The sequence below is a fragment of the Flavobacterium sp. S87F.05.LMB.W.Kidney.N genome, assembly GCF_004366435.1.
Lineage (GTDB): Bacteria > Bacteroidota > Bacteroidia > Flavobacteriales > Flavobacteriaceae > Flavobacterium.
Window position 1 is genome coordinate 962,232 of the sequence record NZ_SODX01000001.1, and the last position, 17,142, is coordinate 979,373.

At 32.6% G+C, this 17,142-nt stretch carries 17 protein-coding genes; 4 read left to right on the forward strand and 13 right to left on the reverse strand.

Annotated features, from left to right (window positions below):
* Position 1: 1 nt before the first annotated feature.
* Positions 2 to 817, reverse strand: a complete 816-nt coding sequence (locus tag EDB96_RS04175) for a mechanosensitive ion channel family protein (protein ID WP_134139374.1) — start codon at positions 815 to 817, stop codon at positions 2 to 4.
* 90 nt (positions 818 to 907) lie between these two features.
* Entirely contained in the window at positions 908 to 1,807 is a 900-nt protein-coding gene (locus EDB96_RS04180) for a NifU family protein (protein WP_057117414.1), read from the reverse strand.
* A 143-nt stretch (positions 1,808 to 1,950) separates the two neighbouring features.
* On the opposite strand from EDB96_RS04180, the gene EDB96_RS04185 reads away from it, so the two are divergent.
* Complete coding sequence (locus EDB96_RS04185; RefSeq protein WP_057117411.1) at positions 1,951 to 2,940, forward strand: type IX secretion system membrane protein PorP/SprF; 990 nt, start codon at positions 1,951 to 1,953, stop codon at positions 2,938 to 2,940.
* A gap of 12 nt (positions 2,941 to 2,952) precedes the next feature.
* The gene (locus EDB96_RS04190) at positions 2,953 to 3,471 is read left to right on the forward strand and encodes a gamma carbonic anhydrase family protein (protein WP_057117409.1); all 519 of its coding nucleotides are present in this window, start codon (positions 2,953 to 2,955) and stop codon (positions 3,469 to 3,471) included.
* Between the two features lie 87 nt (positions 3,472 to 3,558).
* Here the strand turns inward: EDB96_RS04190 and EDB96_RS04195 are convergent, their stop codons facing one another.
* From EDB96_RS04195 to EDB96_RS04220, 6 genes are all read right to left on the reverse strand, one after another.
* A complete protein-coding gene (locus EDB96_RS04195) occupies positions 3,559 to 4,275 on the reverse strand; it encodes a LytR/AlgR family response regulator transcription factor (RefSeq protein ID WP_134139375.1) in 717 nt (238 codons plus the stop codon).
* 106 nt (positions 4,276 to 4,381) lie between these two features.
* Positions 4,382 to 5,092 (reverse strand): intradiol ring-cleavage dioxygenase, encoded by a 711-nt coding sequence (locus EDB96_RS04200; protein ID WP_134139377.1) that lies wholly within the window; start codon positions 5,090 to 5,092, stop codon positions 4,382 to 4,384.
* Positions 5,093 to 5,102: 10 nt separating this feature from the next.
* Positions 5,103 to 6,215, reverse strand: a complete 1,113-nt coding sequence (locus EDB96_RS04205) for a sensor histidine kinase (protein ID WP_134139378.1) — start codon at positions 6,213 to 6,215, stop codon at positions 5,103 to 5,105.
* A 1-nt stretch (position 6,216) separates the two neighbouring features.
* A complete protein-coding gene (locus EDB96_RS04210) occupies positions 6,217 to 6,552 on the reverse strand; it encodes a DUF4907 domain-containing protein (RefSeq protein ID WP_243839305.1) in 336 nt (111 codons plus the stop codon).
* Positions 6,536 to 7,543, reverse strand: coding sequence for a Kelch repeat-containing protein (locus EDB96_RS04215; RefSeq protein ID WP_057117401.1), 1,008 nt, complete (start codon positions 7,541 to 7,543; stop codon positions 6,536 to 6,538). Before EDB96_RS04215 ends, EDB96_RS04210 begins: the two co-directional genes overlap by 17 nt.
* Before the next feature lie 15 nt (positions 7,544 to 7,558).
* Entirely contained in the window at positions 7,559 to 8,401 is an 843-nt protein-coding gene (locus EDB96_RS04220) for a DUF6268 family outer membrane beta-barrel protein (RefSeq protein ID WP_134139379.1), read from the reverse strand.
* A 231-nt stretch (positions 8,402 to 8,632) separates the two neighbouring features.
* On the opposite strand from EDB96_RS04220, the gene EDB96_RS04225 reads away from it, so the two are divergent.
* Positions 8,633 to 9,958 (forward strand): DUF4270 family protein, encoded by a 1,326-nt coding sequence (locus tag EDB96_RS04225; RefSeq protein WP_057117396.1) that lies wholly within the window; start codon positions 8,633 to 8,635, stop codon positions 9,956 to 9,958.
* A complete protein-coding gene (locus EDB96_RS04230; protein WP_057117394.1) occupies positions 9,959 to 11,194 on the forward strand; it encodes a hypothetical protein in 1,236 nt (411 codons plus the stop codon).
* A gap of 4 nt (positions 11,195 to 11,198) precedes the next feature.
* Here the strand turns inward: EDB96_RS04230 and murI are convergent, their stop codons facing one another.
* The 5 genes from murI to EDB96_RS04255 form a co-directional block, all read right to left on the reverse strand.
* Complete coding sequence (gene murI / locus EDB96_RS04235; RefSeq protein WP_057117392.1) at positions 11,199 to 11,975, reverse strand: glutamate racemase; 777 nt, start codon at positions 11,973 to 11,975, stop codon at positions 11,199 to 11,201.
* 147 nt (positions 11,976 to 12,122) lie between these two features.
* Positions 12,123 to 12,626 carry an OmpH family outer membrane protein gene (locus EDB96_RS04240; protein ID WP_170830271.1) on the reverse strand — a complete coding sequence of 168 codons (504 nt, stop codon included), beginning with the start codon at positions 12,624 to 12,626 and terminating at the stop codon, positions 12,123 to 12,125.
* A 15-nt stretch (positions 12,627 to 12,641) separates the two neighbouring features.
* Positions 12,642 to 13,679: an OmpH family outer membrane protein gene (locus EDB96_RS04245; RefSeq protein WP_057117390.1), complete on the reverse strand. Its 1,038-nt coding sequence runs from the start codon at positions 13,677 to 13,679 to the stop codon at positions 12,642 to 12,644.
* Between the two features lie 42 nt (positions 13,680 to 13,721).
* The gene (locus EDB96_RS04250; RefSeq protein WP_057117388.1) at positions 13,722 to 16,469 is read right to left on the reverse strand and encodes an outer membrane protein assembly factor; all 2,748 of its coding nucleotides are present in this window, start codon (positions 16,467 to 16,469) and stop codon (positions 13,722 to 13,724) included.
* Positions 16,402 to 17,142 (reverse strand): isoprenyl transferase, encoded by a 741-nt coding sequence (locus EDB96_RS04255; protein ID WP_057117673.1) that lies wholly within the window; start codon positions 17,140 to 17,142, stop codon positions 16,402 to 16,404. Before EDB96_RS04255 ends, EDB96_RS04250 begins: the two co-directional genes overlap by 68 nt.

Genomic DNA, 17,142 nt, shown 5'->3' on the forward strand with positions numbered 1-17,142 from the left:
ATTATTTTTGAATCGTAAAGGGCTGAACAGATATTCCTGCTTCATCCAATGCAATTTTGCAATTCTCTAAAGTATCTGAAACTACCGAGCCAAAGTCTGCCTTTGCGGCCCAAGGGCGAACTGCAAAATCAACAGAACTGGCAGATAGGTTTTTTACAAAAACTTCTGGCGCAGGATTTTTAAGAACCTTCGGATTTGATAGTAAAACCTCTAAAAGAATATCTTTCGCTTTTTTGATATCCGAGTCATAAGAAACTGAAAATGTCAAGTCCGCTTTTCTTTCAGCCTGCATTGAATAATTAATGATCGTTCCGTTTGATAATGCACCATTTGGTACAAAAACGGTCTGATTAGTTCCAGTAATCATTTTTGTTACAAAAATTTGAATTTCTTCAACAGTAGCAATAACACCTTGTGCCTCAATTGTATCGCCAACTTTAAAAGGTTTAAAAACAATAATAAGCATTCCTCCTGCAAAATTCGAAAGCGATCCTTGTAAAGACAAACCAACAGCAAGTCCCATTGCTCCTAAAATCGCAACAAAAGAAGAAGTTTCGATTCCAAGTTTTGAAATAAAAGTGACAAATAAAAGAATTCTAAGTGCCCATAATAAAATATCTGCTAGAAATTTTGTTAAAGTTGGGTCAAGATTTCTCTTCACCATTATTTTTCTAATCAATCTGTTTATTAGTCTGATGGCATATAAACCGACAAATAGAATTAGAAATGCAGAGATTAATTTAGGAGAATAATCAACTAAGATGTTAATAAATCTCGTGATGTAGGTACTAACTTGGTCTGAAGTAACTTCGTTCATGATTTTAATATAAAAAAAACCTTCTCAAAAGTAGAGAAGGTAGGTTTGTGCTGCAAATATAATTGAAATTCTTATATAAGAAAAAAGGCATTAAGCATTAACAGCTTCAACTTTTATAGCTTCATCGTTCAACATGCTTTTCAGCATATTTTCGATACCGCTTTTTAAGGTAAATGTTGATGATGGACAACCGCTGCAAGCACCTTGTAAAAGCACTTTTACCGTTTTATCATCTTCATTATAAGATTCAAAAGCAATATTTCCACCGTCAGCAGCCACTGCAGGTTTTACATATTCTTCTAGAATATTAATAATTTGTTGAGAAGTAACGTCTAATTTATCAAACGCTTCATCTTTTGTTACTTCATTTTTTGTTGTAGTTTGAATTAAACTTTCGTCTAAAACAGTTCCGCCATTTTCGATAAACTGTTTAATGAAAGTTCTAAGTTCTAAAGTAATTTCAGACCAGTCGTTAATCTCGTATTTTGTAACAGAAATATAATTCTCATCAATAAAGATTTCTTTTACATAAGGAAATTTAAACAATTCCTGAGCTAATGGAGAAGAAGCAGTTTGATCGATATTTTTATATTCTACAGCATTACGAGTCAGCATTCTGCTTACTACGAATTTTAGTGCAGAAGGATTTGGAGTAGTTTCTCCGTAAACCGTTATGGGTTGTTTTTTTGTTTTAGTTTCATCAACTTTAATGATAACTCCTCCATTCTCAACAAAAGAACTAATTTGTTCAGCAACAGCATCTTTAACGTCATCCCAATCTACAATACTATATCTTTCGATAGCAATAAAATTTCCAGAAATATATACTGTCTTTACGAATGGTAAATAGAATAACTGCTGAGCAAGTGGAGAAGCCTGAGCCTCGTCGATGTTTTTAAACTCAAAGTTTTGATTTTGAGTAATGAAATCTTCAAATTCAAACTTTAATATAGTAGGATTTTGAGTTTCTTTTATGGTGATTTTTGTCATGGTATTATATTTTTTGCAAATTTACTAAAGTTATTTTCTACTAATAGCTATATTTGATTTTTTAATAAAATAATTAAGACTCTTTTCAAAGAAATCGTATTAAATTGCAGGAGTGAAAATTATATAGATACAAAATTGCCTTTATGAAATTAAAAATCAAGGTTTTATTAGTTTTTCTTATTACTTCATTTTATTCTTTTTCTCAGGAAGGAATACCTGTTTATTCTGACTATTTGTCTGATAATTATTATTTAATTCACCCGTCAATGGCTGGTGCCGCTAATTGTGCAAAAATTAGATTAACTGCTAGAAAACAATGGTTTGGGCAAGAAGATGCGCCATCTTTACAAACATTAAGTTTTAACGGAAGAGTAGGCGAGCGCTCTGGGGCTGGTATTATTGTTTTTAATGATAAAAACGGATATCATTCACAGAAAGGGGTAAAATTAACTTATGCACATCATATTATGTTTTCAAGAGATGAAATTGATCTAAATCAGTTGTCTTTTGGAATTAGCGGAGGTTTGATACAGAATCAATTAGATGAAACGAAATTTGGAGGAACTTTTGATCCGATCGTTTTTGGTTCGATTCAAAAAGACTCTTATTTTAATCTTGATATTGGAGCTTCTTATAATTTTATGGACTTTTATGCACATGCAACCGTGCAGGGTTTACTAGAAACAAGACGAGAATTATATACTGACTATGAAAGTGATAACCTTAGAAAGTTTTTATTGAGTGTAGGATATGTTTTTGGTAAAAATGATAATATTACCTGGGAACCGTCTATTCTTTTTCAATTTTTTGACCAAACCAAAGAGAAAACACTAGACATAAACCTTAAAGCTTACAAAAATATGGATTTTGGAAGTCTTTGGGCGGCTCTTTCTTATAGAAGAGGTTTTGATGGAGCTCAATATCTTTCAGGAAGCGGAGTTTCTTCTCAAAAATTACAATTTATAACACCAATTGTAGGTGTAAATTTTAAGAATTTTATGTTTGCATACACTTATTCTCAAGTGATGGGAGATGTAAAATTTGATACTGGTGGTTATCATCAAATTACTTTAGGAATTAATTTATTTTGTAAAAAAGCACGTTACGATTGTAACTGTCCTGCAATTAACTAAATTTTATTTTTTATGCTGATTAAATCTGTAAACGGAAAATCACCTTTGATTCCAGAGGATTGTTATGTTGCTGAAAATGCGACTATTGTAGGCGATGTTACTTTTGGCGATTCTTGCAGTGTCTGGTTTAATGCTGTTGTTCGAGGAGATGTTCATTTTATTAAAATTGGCAATAAAGTAAACATTCAAGATGGCGCAATTATTCACTGCACCTATCAAAAACATCCAACAGTAATTGGAAATAATGTTTCGATAGGGCATAATGCTATCGTACACGGCTGTACTATTCATGATAATGTTTTGATCGGAATGGGCGCTATTGTAATGGATAATTGTGTTATAGAAAGTAACTCAATCATTGCTGCTGGAGCCGTGGTTACACAAAATACGGTTGTAACTTCTGGAAGTATTTATGCAGGCGTTCCCGCCAAAAAAGTAAAAGACATAGATCAGTCTAATTTTGCAGGGGAAATCGAACGCATTTCAAATAATTATGTCATGTATTCAAGCTGGTTTAAAAACGAAGATTAGGCTTAAAAAAAAATCAATATAAAATTCCAAATTCCAAAAGAATCAAACCTTGGAATTTGGAATTTTCTTTTTTGGGATTTAAAAAACTTAGAGGTTGATTTTTTCGAAGAAAGTATTTTTATAGCTTTCGCTGATAGGAATACGTTTATCGCTTATTAAAACCTTATTTTTTTGAATAGATTTCACATGTTTTATATTGATAATATACGATCGGTGAATTCGTGCAAAACCCTTATTAGAAAGTAAATTTTCTAATTTAATCAGGCTGATTAAAGTCAAAATGAATTTATTATCTGTAGTGTAAATTTTGACATAATCTTTCAAACCTTCAATAAAAAGAATATCAGCAAAATTTAGTTTTACATTTTCGTACTCCGCGCGTACAAACATAAAATCTTGTTCGATTTCCGGAGCAGTTGTATTTTCCGAAATTGCTTGAATTGCTGTTGCCGGCTGTAAAACCTGCTGTGCTCTTACTACCGCTTTTAAAAATCGATGAAAAGGGATTGGTTTTACCAAATAATCGACAGCACCAAGATTAAATCCTTCTACAGCATAATCTGAGTATGCAGTTGTAAAAATAACCAAAGGCTTTTTTTCGATTGTATTTAAAAAGTCAATTCCAGAAAAATGCGGCATCTGAATATCCAAAAATACCAAATCAACATTATTTTGATTAATAAATGAAACGGCATCAATCGCATTGTTAAACGAATTTACTAATTCAAGTGAGTCCACTTTTTTAACAAAATCTTGCAGTAGTTCTACAGCTAAAGGTTCGTCATCAATAATTACACATTTCATTTGTTCTGGATTAAATTTTTACAATTTGTTTTGGCATTCAAAAGTAATTTGAAACCAGTAGATTAAGTTTTAAAGTTTTCATAAAATACTGGTTAAGAGATCACAATTAAGCGTTAACAGTTATCGTTTTAGTAAGAGTGTAACCGTCTGTTAAATTGCCGGTTATAGTTGCCAACTCATTAGATAAACTATCAGCAAAAACATTATCTTTTGTATTTGCGGTATCGGCCTGTCCGTGTGCAGCATAATTACTGCTAGAATATACCTGACTTGAAACGTTTTCTGGAAAAGCAATTTGAGTTACTAATAACGAACTGCCAGTGCTCGATAAAACTTCAACATGTACATGCGGCGCCCTTCCTTGATACCAGCCAGGATAAATCGAAATAAAAGAAACATTTCCGTTGGTATCAGAAGTTTGTCTTCCTCTTAAAAAATGTACAGAAGTATAATCTGTCTGCTGCATAGATGTTCCTCCATATTCAGAATAATTTCCGTCTTTATCACAATGCCAGACATCTACTAAAACTCCCGACAGAGGTTCGCAATTGTTCTTTTGGTTTTCAATCTTTAAATTAATCAGCAGAGCAACTCCAACACGATCAGATTTAATATTTTCTAAAACCAGCTGGCTTGGCGTTTTGATGGGAAAAGGGCCTTTTGTCTCTGAAGGTGAAACAGTACAGCTTCCATCTCCAGAATTACCCGAGTTGGTTTCATCATTTTCACTTTTGGAGCATGATTCTAATAATTTTGAAGCTGTTGCTAATGAAGCAATGCCTAAAATACCATTTCGAATGAATTTTTTTCTGTCCATAATCAGTTGTTTAATCTATTGAGGTTTTAATTTCATCTAATTTTAGATTCAAATGAACTCGGTAATATTCATTATCCTGAGTAATGGTTAGTTCGTGCGCATTAGGGTACAATAAATCGAGGCGGTTTTGAATGTTCACCAATCCAATTCCTGAATTTTCAGGATCTTTTACATAATTTTCGATGGTATTTTCAATCCAAAAATCAAGATTATTATCAGTAATCAAAATTTTAATTTTTACGTGGGCTGCACCTTTATAATCGGTTCCATATTTAAAAGCATTTTCGACAAAAGAAATCAATAACAATGGCTCAATAAATTTATTCCTAGTATTGCCATGAACATTAATTACAATATCTTCAATGTTGTTTAATCTGAGTTTTTGCAGTTCAATGTAATTCTGAATATAGTTAACCTCTTTTTCTAAAGCCACCGTTTTATTGTCTGTCTCATACAGCATATAGCGCATAAGTTCAGACAAGGTCACGATGGCATCAGGGACCAAATCAGATTTTTTGTGTGCCAAAGAATAAATACTATTTAACGAATTGAATAAAAAGTGCGGATTAGTTTGTTTGCGCAGGTATATTAATTCTGTATTTGTTCTATGTGTTTCTGCAATAAGTTTATTTTGCTGATTATTATAGAATTCGGTTAATGTTCTAATAATCGCGCTGATCGTTATAATTAAAATATAGAAAAATGATGGGCCAATTTTAAAAAAAAGCGGCTGTCTCATTTCAATTCTATGTGTCATTCTGCCTTTCGGGAAAAAATGCGGACCTTCAGGAATCATTCTGGCAGGCATTACATTTTCGGGTCTTAAATGTCTAAATTCAGGAATAAAATAATTTATCCTAATAATCATAAAAGCGGCGATAAGGCCAAAAGCAACTATAAAATAAAACCAATATTTTTTTTGTAAAAGATAAATTGGAACCAAGTAAAAATAGTTCAGATAAAACAATACAATCCCGGTTATCCATTGCACATAAAAGTCATTATTGATCTTAAACGGACTTTCATAAAACTGTATTAAGGAAGTTAAAATAAAGAAAATCCATATTACACAATGAAACAAGATTTTGTTATAGCCTGTATTTTTAATGGTATCTAGCTGCATTTTACAATTTTATTTTTAATAAAATTAAATCTTTTTTGGTTACCGTTGGGGATAAGTTTTCTTTGAGTTTTTGTTTTACAAAATCAGCAACTTTCAAAGCGTCATCTTCCGTTTTAAAACTTTTATTCTCACTAATTACAGGAATAATTGACTGCTTAATCAAAATCTTTTCTTTGTATGAAATGGTATAGCCCCATCCCGAATTTGTTTTAAAAGCACTAGATGTCAGGACTTCTTTTTTAGCGCAGGCAGCAAAAAATAAGAGAAATGCAATAAATAGTAAATTCTTCTGGATGATATTCCAGAAGAATTTTTTGATATTAATTATCGTCATCATTTTGTTCTTCTAATGGTCTAAATTCCCAAGCATCATCAAAATAAGTAGAACCAATTCTTCCTAACATATAAAACCCGCGATTGTTAATTGCAAAACCAACTGCATCAGTTCTTGTCGCACCTTCCATTGGAGTTCTTTCTACCCATAAGTCGGTTGTTGGGTTGTATTCCCAAATTGTTTTTACATTTTCGCCACCTACAACATATCCTAATCCATTCATAGAGAAACTTGATGCATTAGAACGTACAATTGCATAATCGTCGTTGTAGCTGTCATCGTCATCTGTATCTTTATCGATATCTCGTTTTCTAGTCCAAACATCTGTTGAAGGATCAAACTCCCAAAAATCTTCCTGGTAAACTCCGTTATTGACACCAGTTGCTAAGTACGCTTTATCTGCAATTACAAAAACTGTGGCATTACGTCTTTTGTTTCCGCTAAAACCATTTACAAGTGTCCAAGTATTGGCTTGATCATCATATTGATAAAAATCTTTTAAATAATTTCCATCATAACCAGTACCAAAATAAGCTTTACCGCCGGCCTGAAAACCTACTGCTGCATAACGAGCCGTTCCTGCAAAATCTGTTTTTTGTGTCCAGCTGTTGCTAGAAGGATCATATTGATAAAAATCTTTCAGTTTATTTGTTCCATCATAACCAAGACCAACATATCCTTTTTCGTTTAATGCAAAACTAGATGCAGAGCTTCTGCCTACGCCTGCAAAGTCAGCCTTCTGCTCCCAATAATCTCCAGTTGAGTTATAAGCCCATAAATCTTTTAAATAAACATCGCCAGTATAACCTCCGGCTACGTAAGCAAAATCTCCAATAACAAAACTTGTTGCACTAGATCTTGCAGGGCCGTCGAAGGCTGATTTTTTAATCCAGTTTCCCATTAAATCGTCATCATCATTGTCATTGCTGCAACTTATAAAAAAGAGGCCTGAGAAAAGCGCTGTGAATAAAATTCCTTTTTTTAGATTAATCATAGTGTATTTAATTATTTATTGTTTGTATTTGATCCCGACTCCTAAAACGTAACCATTTCCAGTATTATAGTCATAAACTTTATGATCGTTATTGTTTAATAAGTTGTATTTTTTATTAAAATCATAACCCGCTTTAAAATTTAAAAACCAATTTTTGGTGACATTCCTTTCATACTCAAAAGCCAATGTCATTTGTGATAAAACTGCTTTTTCGGCATTACTATCTTTATCAGCAGAAACATCCAAATGATAGAAGTTTCCATTAAAACTGTTCGTCAGACTAAACTTGTTTCGTTCATTATTTGAATAGGAAAACTTTGAATCTGGAAACCCAATTCGAAAGTTAGTTTTCTCATTCATTTTATAATCAAAAGCAATAATTGGAGTAAATCTTGGTGCACCAAATATTGATGTTCGACCAGCTCCCAGTATTACATTTAGTCTTGAACTGAGTTTTTGGTTAATTTCCAGATTTCCTAAAACAGTAAGATCTGAGAAATCTAAATTTCCCTGAAAATTTGCTGTCGGAATTATAGAAATCTGCCATTTTGTTTTTTCTGACATCTCATAAGAATATTCAAATTTGTTTTGAATTTGATTGAATTTATCCTGATCAGCATAGAAATTATAAGGATTGAATTCGTAATTCACTTTCAAATTCGAGTATTCTAATGTGTTGGTAATAGTGTTTTGAGTTCCAATTTTTTTTTGATAAAAAACTGCAATATCTGTTTCATTAAAATTTATCTTTTTTGTGGGCTCCGTTTTGATATTCATAGAAACACCAAAATGTTCTTGGGCTTTCATTCCTAAAAAAGAAATCAAAAAAAGAGAACACATTAAAAACCGTACTTTCATTATTTATTTTATTGGCTCAAAATTAGGTGGATGACGGTCTTAAAAAAAAGAAGATATATGTACGCCGTGTTTTGATAGACAAAATCGTTCTTTTTATGGTCGAATTAAATTTTGAGAGTGCAATTGGTATTGTAGATCGTTTTGAGTGATTTGTAGCTTAAAAATGCACAGTAGTATATGTTATAGTGTATCACCAAACCCTGCATTTTATATTTGCTCAAAAAATATATTATGCACAAGTTTATATTGATACTGCTTTTTGTACTAACCATATTTTCATGTGGTACAGATACTGACACGGGGGAGTTTACTGTTGGATCAGATTATTTGGCTTTAAGTAATAAAGTAATTATGATTGATACGGTTACAGTCGACATGTCAACTATAAATTTCGACTCGCTTGCAACTTCAAACCGCTCTAGAATTCTGATAGGAAACTATGACGATCCAATTTTTGGAAAAGTGAAATCAGATAGTTATTTTCAGCTTTCTACAAGTGTTTATGCTTTATCTAGTGTAGGATCAGATACAGAATCTGTAAATTATGTTTTCGATTCAATTTCGATGATTCTTAAATATGATCGTTATTATTATGGAGATACCACCAGAGTACAGACTTTTAATATTCATCGATTAACTCAAAAAGTTAAACCTAATACAGAAGACAACAATTTCTATAATAATTCGACTTTGACTTACAGTCCCGAAAGTTTAGGGACAATATCTTTTAAACCAAGACCCAAGGAAAAAGATTCTATAAATATTCAAATGAGTAAAGAGTTTGGAGAAGCTCTTTTTCAAAAAATAAAGAAAAGGGAGGTTACAGATTTTGATAGTTTTACAGAATATTTGAAAGGACTTGTTTTAGTCCCAGAAAATTCTACCTCTTCAAATGTAATCGGATTTAGTGTTTCGTCCAGTAAAGTCCGATTGTACTATTCTAAATACCAAACAGATAGTGAGACGCCTTTTATAATTGATTTTACAATTCTGGATGCTACGAAACAATTTAACTCTATTTCGCTCAATAAAACGGGAACTATACTGCAAAATCTCCCCATTTCCAGTAGTAAGTTATCTAGCACGCTCACTAGTAATCAAGGATTTATTCAATCTGGAACAGGTGTAGCCTGCCGAGTCGATTTTCCAAATATAAAGCAGTTTAAAAATATTGCTGTAAATGGAGCAATTGTAGATGCAGAATTAATTCTGAAACCAGTAAACAATTCTTATTCCGAAAAATATCCTCTGGCAGATTCGTTGACTGTTTATGTTGGCGATAATTTAAATAGAATAAGCGGCACATTGGTCAACTCAGCCGGAACTTCTGTTTATGGAAAATTGAATAAGAAGAGTGATGAGTTTAACGAAAATGTTGGGTATTCAATTTCAGTTGGAAATTTTCTCCAGAAAGAAATGCTCAAGCAATCAGATTCGAGGTCGTCTCTTATATTGACTTTACCTGGAATTGCCCAGTCTGTTAATAGAATAGTTCTAGGCGATCAAAAGCATTTGAACAATAAAATTCAGCTGAAAATTTATTATATCTCATACTAAATGAAAAATAAAATTGTTTTATGGAGCTGCTTCATTTTGATGTCGCTGAGTTCGTTTTCACAAAGCATTTCAAGTTCGCCATACTCATTATATGGTGTTGGAAGTTTATATGATTCAGATTTTGGTTATTTGCCTTCAATTGGTTCTTCTGGAATTGCTTTGCCTTCAGATACTTTTATCAATAATCTAAATCCGGCTTCACTTGGATTTATGTATCAAAATCATTTTTTATTTGATATTGGAGGAAAAGCTATTGCAACAACATATCAAAGCGGTTCACGCTCAGAGAAACGAAATAACTTTCAGTTTTCTCATTTGGCTTTTGCTTTTCCAGTTACAAAAAATTCTGGATTTAGTGTATCAATGCGTCCGTATTCCAGCTCGGTATTTAAAATTTCAAATTTGAAACTGCCAATAGCCGACAGCCAAGAATATTACTATGTAACGGCACAAGGATCGGGCGGTTTAAATAATTTGGATTTTTCATACGGATATAAATTTGGAAAAAAATTGACATTAGGAGCAACTGCAACGGTACTTTTTGGAAATACAGTTGATGAGCGGTCTTTTTTAATTTCAAATTCAATTACAACAATAAATAAAAAGACAAATTATAGCGGCGTTCGGGCTACACTTGGGACACAATATAAAATAGATTCGACTTTTACGGTTGGTACAACATTTAAAGTCCCGACAAGAGTAAAAGCTTCTAAAATACAGTCTGTAACAAGTATTGCAGATGAAGTTCAATCTTCTATAGAAACTGACCAAGCTTCAGATACAGATGATTATTATATGCCTTTAGAAATAGGTTTTGGAGTGAGTAAACGATTTAAGAATAATTTGAATCTGACGTTAGATTACGAAAAAAGTTTATGGGGCGATACAAAGCAATCTGACTTATATGGCGACTTTGTAAACCAAGATCGTTTTGCACTTGGTTTTACCTATAGTTCTAAAAAGAATGCCCGAAAATATTGGGATAGAGTAGGATATGCTGCCGGAATAAATTATGACACGGGTTATCTTGAAGTTGATTCACAACGTGTAAAGAATGCATCATTTTCTGTAGGACTTAATCTTCCAATAGATAATACTTTTTCATCTTTGAATGTGTCATATTCGTATGGGCAAAAAGGAAGAATAGCAGATGATCTCATAAAAGAAAATTACCATAAAATATCACTTAATTTATCGCTGGACGGAATTTGGTTTGTCAAGCGAAAAATTGAATAATACATTAAAAGTCTTTTCTTATTACTGGATATTTATATTCTAAAATTGACTCAAGAACTTTAGGATCAGAATTGACATAAAATACAGGATCATTTTGTGTCATGTCTGAAAAGCCTACTTTATCTCGAAGTAAATTTTTAGTTTGTCTGGCAACAGCTTCTCCCGAATCAATAATTTTAATGTGGTCTGGGAGAATTTTTTTGATCTGAGGAATCAAATAAGGATAATGACTGCACCCTAAAACCAGGTAATCAATATTAGCTTCGATCATAGGTTTTAAGTATGATTCCAGCAATTGTGTCATTTCTGGCGAGTATAAATTTCCATCTTCAATAAGTTGAACAAGGCCATAACCAACTTGTTCAATTATTTTGGTATTTTGAAACATTTCGGCAGTTTTATTAAACAGCTCACTGTTTAAAGTTCCTTTAGTGGCTAGAATTCCAATTACCTGGGTCTGCGAATTGTTTGCTGCAGGCTTAATTGCAGGTTCGATTCCAACAAATGGAACATCGTAGTCTGCGCGGAGTTCAAATATGGCATTTGTCGTAGCGGTATTGCAGGCAACAACAATTAGTTTACAATTATTCTCTAGCAAAAACTCTACATTTTTTTTACTTAGATCAACTATTTCATCTTTGCTTTTTTGACCGTAAGGTGCGTTTTTGCTGTCAGCCAGATATATCGTTTTTTCGTTTGGAAGCAGATCATGAATGGCGCTCCAAATGGAAGTTCCGCCAATGCCAGAATCAAAAACGCCTATAGGATTGTTGTTTATCATAAAGCAAATTTAATATTTTTTGATAAAATTTATTACTCTAAGTTAATTCAAATCTAGAAATAATGACAAAGATTAGTTTTAATTTTTTGTAAAAAAAAACTGCTCAAATTATACATTGAGCAGTTTGATTATACGAGTTCGAATTTCTTAGAATCCTAAATCTTTTTTAACGTCAGCAGTGATGTTTGGACCATCAGCTAATAATAAAGTAGAACCGTCTAAAACGTATTGGAAACCTTTAGCTTTTCCAACTTTTTGGATAGAAGCTCTAACTTTTTCCATTAAAGGTTTTACGATATCAGTTTCTTTTTGTTGTAGTTCTTTTTGTGCATTGTCTCTGTAATCAACAATTCTTTTTTGCATATCTTGAACTTCTTTAGAACGCTCACCGTTAACAGCATCAGTTACTGTAGCAGCTTCTGCCTCATACTTTTTGATTTTTACTTGATATTCATCAACCATCTTTTTGTATTCAGCATCATATGTTCCACTTAATTTTTGCAGTTGATTTTGAGCGTCTAGCATAGCAGGCATTTTCGACATGATCTCGCTTACATCAACATGAGCTACCTTCGCTTGTGCGTTCATTGTGTTACTTGCTCCTAAAATAAGAATTGCAGCAATTAGTAAAGTTTTGATTTGTTTCATCATTTTTAAAAATATTAATTAATTATTGGTCGTATTTGTTTTTTGTGTTTCGGCTTCTTTTGCTTTTTTAGCCGCTTCTCTTTCCTCTAAAATTTTCTTTCTTTTCTCTTCCAATTCTTTTTTACGCTGTTCGTAAAGCATCTGTCTTTCTTCTGCTTTAGTCATCGTTGGTTCAGCGGTTGGTGTTTGCTCAGTACCATTTGTACCAGGTGCACCACTCGTAGCGGCAGGTTTAGCTGTTGTGTTTGTTTTTGCTGCCTCTGTTGCTGTTGTTGTTTTAGCTGTTCCAGAAACCGTGCCATTTTTTTTAGCTTCTCTCTCAGCAGCTATGGCATTTCTTCTGTCTTCGTATTCTTTTTTCTTAGCTTCTTGTTCTAATTTTCGATCTTGAATTAATTTTTCTCTTGCCGCTTTTTTCTCGTCAAGAGCTTTTTGACGATCGGCCATTGCTGGATTTTCATCTATTGCATTTTCAAGATTCTCTTTAGCTTCCTGCTCTTTCAATTGTTTTTTCGTCAGCTGCTCACGTTTTTCAGTACGATTTAAAACCCTTAAAACTTGATCACTGATGTCAAATCTTTTATTACTGAAAAGCATTGTAAGATCTGATGATTTGTCAAAAATAAAATCATAATTTTTAGCTTCTGCAATATCTTGAACAGCAGTAAAAACTTGATCCTGAATTGGCTTTGCCAAAGCAGCTTTCTGACGCATTAAATTACCATCAGCTCCAAACTGTTTCTGCTGATAATCCATCATCTCTTGTTCCTGAAACTTTATTTCAGTTTCTCTTTCTTCTATTAATTCTTTAGTAAGTAAAGCTTTTTCTGCTTTTAAACTTTCCTTTAGGGTATTAATATTTAATTTTTTAGCCTCAACTTCCTGTTTCCACTTTTGAGCTTTTAACTCTAATTGTGATTTGGCTTCTTTGTAATCGGAAACATTTTCTAAAATATATTCCATATCGATGTAGCCTATCCTAGTCGTCTTACCTTGTGCCTGACTTGTATTTGCTACAATCAAGGCTAAAAATATAAATAAAAATTGTTTTCTCATAACATAACTTTATTTGATGATTTTTAACCAAACGTTATTTCTCTAAAATTGTTGTCCAATGATAAAGTGAGTTTCCCATCCATTAGCTTTTGTTTGTCCAGGAAGAGCATCAAATCCGTAACCAAAGTCAATACCTAATAATCCAAATGCAGGCATGAATACACGTAAACCAGCACCAGCAGAACGATTTAAATCAAATGGGTTGTAATCTTTGAACGTTGGATATGATGAACCTGCCTCTAAGAATGTTAAAGCATAAATAGAAGCTGATGCTTTTAATGTAATTGGGTAACGTAACTCCATAGAGAACTTGTTATAAATAGTTGCTCCAATTGCATCTCCGCTAGCATTTACTGGAGTTAAAGAGTTGTTTGGATAACCTCTCAACTGAATAGTCTCTCTACCATCCATTGAGTAGTTGGCCATACCATCTCCTCCTAAGTAAAAACGCTCAAAAGGAATTACACCTCTTTCTTGATTATAAGCTCCTAAGAAACCAAATTCTGTTAAGGTTCTTAATACTAACTTTCCATATACTTTAGTATACCAATCTCCTTTAAATTTAACTTTATAGTATTCTAACCAATTGTATTTTCTCTGATCGACTTTTGCAACATCAGTATCAGCACTTCCAAAGTCTGAACCAACACTTACATAACCAGTTTGTCCGTTTACAGTTTCTGTTTTAACATAATCGCCATTGTTAAGTGGCTTTCCGTCTACACCACTTCCAGATGTTCCAGTATACTGTGTTTTATATTCTTTTTCATTTTTTAAATTTCCATAATCAATTCCATTAAATAATGAATATGGAGGTGTTACTTTCGCCGAAATGCTAAACTCTGAACCATAAGTAGGGAATATTGGGTTCACACCTTTATTACTTCTTGAAAGTCCAATCGTATATGCTAAGTTTCTTGATGCACCGTTACCAAAAGTAAATAATCCTGTATTATAATTGTTCAAATCATAATGCTGATAACTTACAGACTGTGATAATACAAAGTAGTCATCTGGCACAGTTAATCGTTTAGCTAAACCAACTTGGAGTGTAAAAATATTAAAACTTTTGCCACGATCAACAGTTCGGGTAATATAATTGTTAAGAAATTGCTTACTATAAGAGATGGAAGAACTAAATTGTACTGGTTTCTTTCCTCCAAACCAAGGTTCTGAGAACGATAAACTATACGTTTGGAAATAAGTACTTCCTTGTAAACGAAGCGCAACTTTTTGTCCATCTCCCATTGGCAAAGGCTTATAAGCTTCTTTGTCAAATAATTTTCTAGCAGAGAAGTTATTAAACGAAAGTCCCAATGTTCCGATGAAACCTCCACCGCCGTAACCTCCTTGAAGTTCGACCTGGCTAGATCCTTTTTCTACAACATGGTATTCAATGTCAACAGTTCCTGCTCCAGCATCTACGTTTTTAAACTTAGGATCAATTGCCTCAGGATCAAAGAAACCTAATTGTCCGATCTCACGAATAGTTCTTACAAGTTGTTCTTTACTATATTTTTCACCTGGTTTTGTTCTTAACTCACGGTAAATTACGTGGTCATTTGTTTTGTCGTTTCCAACAACCGTAATTTTATTGAAATAAGCAATTGGACCTTCTGTAACTCTAATTTCAAAATCGATTGTATCGTTAACTGTTTTTACCTCAACAGCATTGATATTTGAAAATAAGTAACCATTGTTTTGATATAAATTGGTAATATCTTCTGCATCTGGTTTTGTCTTATCGGCAATTCTTTTTTCTAATAAAACTCCGTTGTAAGTTTCTCCTTTTTTAATTCCTAAATAGCGGTTTAAAAGCTGATCTGAATAAACAGTATTACCCAAGAATTTAATATTTCCGAAGTAGTATTTATTTCCTTCTTCTACATTAATCTTAATAGCAAGTGTATTTTTTTGTTTGTTGTATTTAACAGAATCGTAAATAATACGTGCATCACGATATCCTTTCTCCTTATAAGAAGCAATTACTTTTTCTAAGTCAGTTTTGTATTTTTCTGGAATAAATTTTGAAGCTTTAAAAACACGAATGAAGTTTTTCTGTTTCGTATCTTTCATTGCAGCACGCAATTGACTGCTTGTAAGCTGTTTGTTTCCAATGAAATCAATACTGCTGATTTTTACTTTATCTCCTTTATCTATCCTGACAAGCATATTAACCTGATGTCCGTTAATAGTGTCTGGAGTATTTGTTATAGTAACTTTTGTATTATAATAACCTTCTTTTTTGTATTTGTTTTCAATATAGTTTTTAGTTGTAGTAATTAAGTTTTCGTTGACAATTTTGTTTTTTGTCAAGTTATTGTCCTTAATTAAACCTTCTACTTTACTTTTCTTAACTCCAACGAATTTAACTTCGTTTAATTTAGGAAGTTCAATAATATTTAAATCTAGATAAATGCTATCATTTTCTACTTTATTGACGTAGAAAGCAATTTCATCAAAAAGGCCTAGTTTACCTAATTTTTTAATTGCACTACTAATTTCTTCTCCAGGTACAGTAATTTCCTGTCCTTTTTGAAGGCCTGAAAATGTTACTACAGTCTGTTCATTGAAGCTTATTTTACCAACAACGGAAACTTTGGCCAGAATATATTTTTTTCCTTGATCAAAAGGAACTCTTTCTTGTGCTTTAATTTGTGAAAAACTACCCAAAAGTAATAGGGTAAGGACTATTTGTATTTTTTTTTGCAACACTAAAAAATTATTTAATTTGTTCACTGGTCTTTCCAAATCTACGTTCTCTTTTTTGATAACTAATAATAGCCTCATATAAATCTTGGTCTTTAAAGTCTGGCCACAAGACATTAGTAAAATACAATTCTGCGTAAGCGATCTGCCACAGCAAAAAATTACTTATTCTATGTTCTCCACTTGTTCGTATTAATAAATCTACGTCTGGTAAATTTTGCGTGTAAAGATGCTCATTTATAATTGAATCGTCAATAGTGTCTATTGAAATTATATTATTTTTAACTTTATCACTAATTGCCTTTACAGCATTTACAAGCTCCTCTCTAGATCCGTAGCTTAAGGCAAGAGTAAGTGTTAATCGAGAATTGTTTTTTGTCTTTTCTATAACATCCAAAAGTTCTTTTTGGGCTGTTTTTGGTAATTTGTCAAGATTTCCAATTGCATTGAGTCTAATATTGTTTTCTTGAAGCGTAACGAGCTCTTTTTTTAATGAATTGATCAATATTTTCATCAAAGCTTGAACCTCAAGTTTTGGTCGGTTCCAGTTTTCAGTTGAGAAGGCGTATAGAGTTAAATATTCAATTCCCAGCTTAGCTGAGGTCTTGATTATTTCTTTTACTGATTTTGTACCATTTTCATGTCCAAACGCGCGCATGAAACCTTGTTGTTTTGCCCAGCGTCCGTTACCGTCCATAATAATGGCAAGGTGTTTAGGTAAGTTTGTGTGATCTATTGATTCTATTAAATTCAT

Excerpts from the sequence above, each read along its gene's own strand:
- EDB96_RS04180 (WP_057117414.1), bottom strand. The coding sequence starts at position 1,807 with ATGACAAAAATCACCATAAAAGAAACTCAAAATCCTACTATATTAAAG.
- EDB96_RS04185 (WP_057117411.1), top strand. The coding sequence starts at position 1,951 with ATGAAATTAAAAATCAAGGTTTTATTAGTTTTTCTTATTACTTCATTT.
- EDB96_RS04200 (WP_134139377.1), bottom strand. The coding sequence starts at position 5,092 with ATGGACAGAAAAAAATTCATTCGAAATGGTATTTTAGGCATTGCTTCA.
- EDB96_RS04225 (WP_057117396.1), top strand. The coding sequence starts at position 8,633 with ATGCACAAGTTTATATTGATACTGCTTTTTGTACTAACCATATTTTCA.
- EDB96_RS04220 (WP_134139379.1), bottom strand. The coding sequence starts at position 8,401 with ATGAAAGTACGGTTTTTAATGTGTTCTCTTTTTTTGATTTCTTTTTTA.
- EDB96_RS04190 (WP_057117409.1), top strand. The coding sequence starts at position 2,953 with ATGCTGATTAAATCTGTAAACGGAAAATCACCTTTGATTCCAGAGGAT.
- EDB96_RS04250 (WP_057117388.1), bottom strand. The coding sequence starts at position 16,469 with ATGAGGCTATTATTAGTTATCAAAAAAGAGAACGTAGATTTGGAAAGA.
- EDB96_RS04230 (WP_057117394.1), top strand. The coding sequence starts at position 9,959 with ATGAAAAATAAAATTGTTTTATGGAGCTGCTTCATTTTGATGTCGCTG.
- EDB96_RS04205 (WP_134139378.1), bottom strand. The coding sequence starts at position 6,215 with ATGCAGCTAGATACCATTAAAAATACAGGCTATAACAAAATCTTGTTT.
- EDB96_RS04195 (WP_134139375.1), bottom strand. The coding sequence starts at position 4,275 with ATGAAATGTGTAATTATTGATGACGAACCTTTAGCTGTAGAACTACTG.
- EDB96_RS04210 (WP_243839305.1), bottom strand. The coding sequence starts at position 6,552 with ATGATGACGATAATTAATATCAAAAAATTCTTCTGGAATATCATCCAG.
- EDB96_RS04215 (WP_057117401.1), bottom strand. The coding sequence starts at position 7,543 with ATGATTAATCTAAAAAAAGGAATTTTATTCACAGCGCTTTTCTCAGGC.
- murI (WP_057117392.1), bottom strand. The coding sequence starts at position 11,975 with ATGATAAACAACAATCCTATAGGCGTTTTTGATTCTGGCATTGGCGGA.
- EDB96_RS04245 (WP_057117390.1), bottom strand. The coding sequence starts at position 13,679 with ATGAGAAAACAATTTTTATTTATATTTTTAGCCTTGATTGTAGCAAAT.
- EDB96_RS04255 (WP_057117673.1), bottom strand. The coding sequence starts at position 17,142 with ATGAATTTAATAGAATCAATAGATCACACAAACTTACCTAAACACCTT.
- EDB96_RS04240 (WP_170830271.1), bottom strand. The coding sequence starts at position 12,626 with ATGATGAAACAAATCAAAACTTTACTAATTGCTGCAATTCTTATTTTA.
- EDB96_RS04175 (WP_134139374.1), bottom strand. The coding sequence starts at position 817 with ATGAACGAAGTTACTTCAGACCAAGTTAGTACCTACATCACGAGATTT.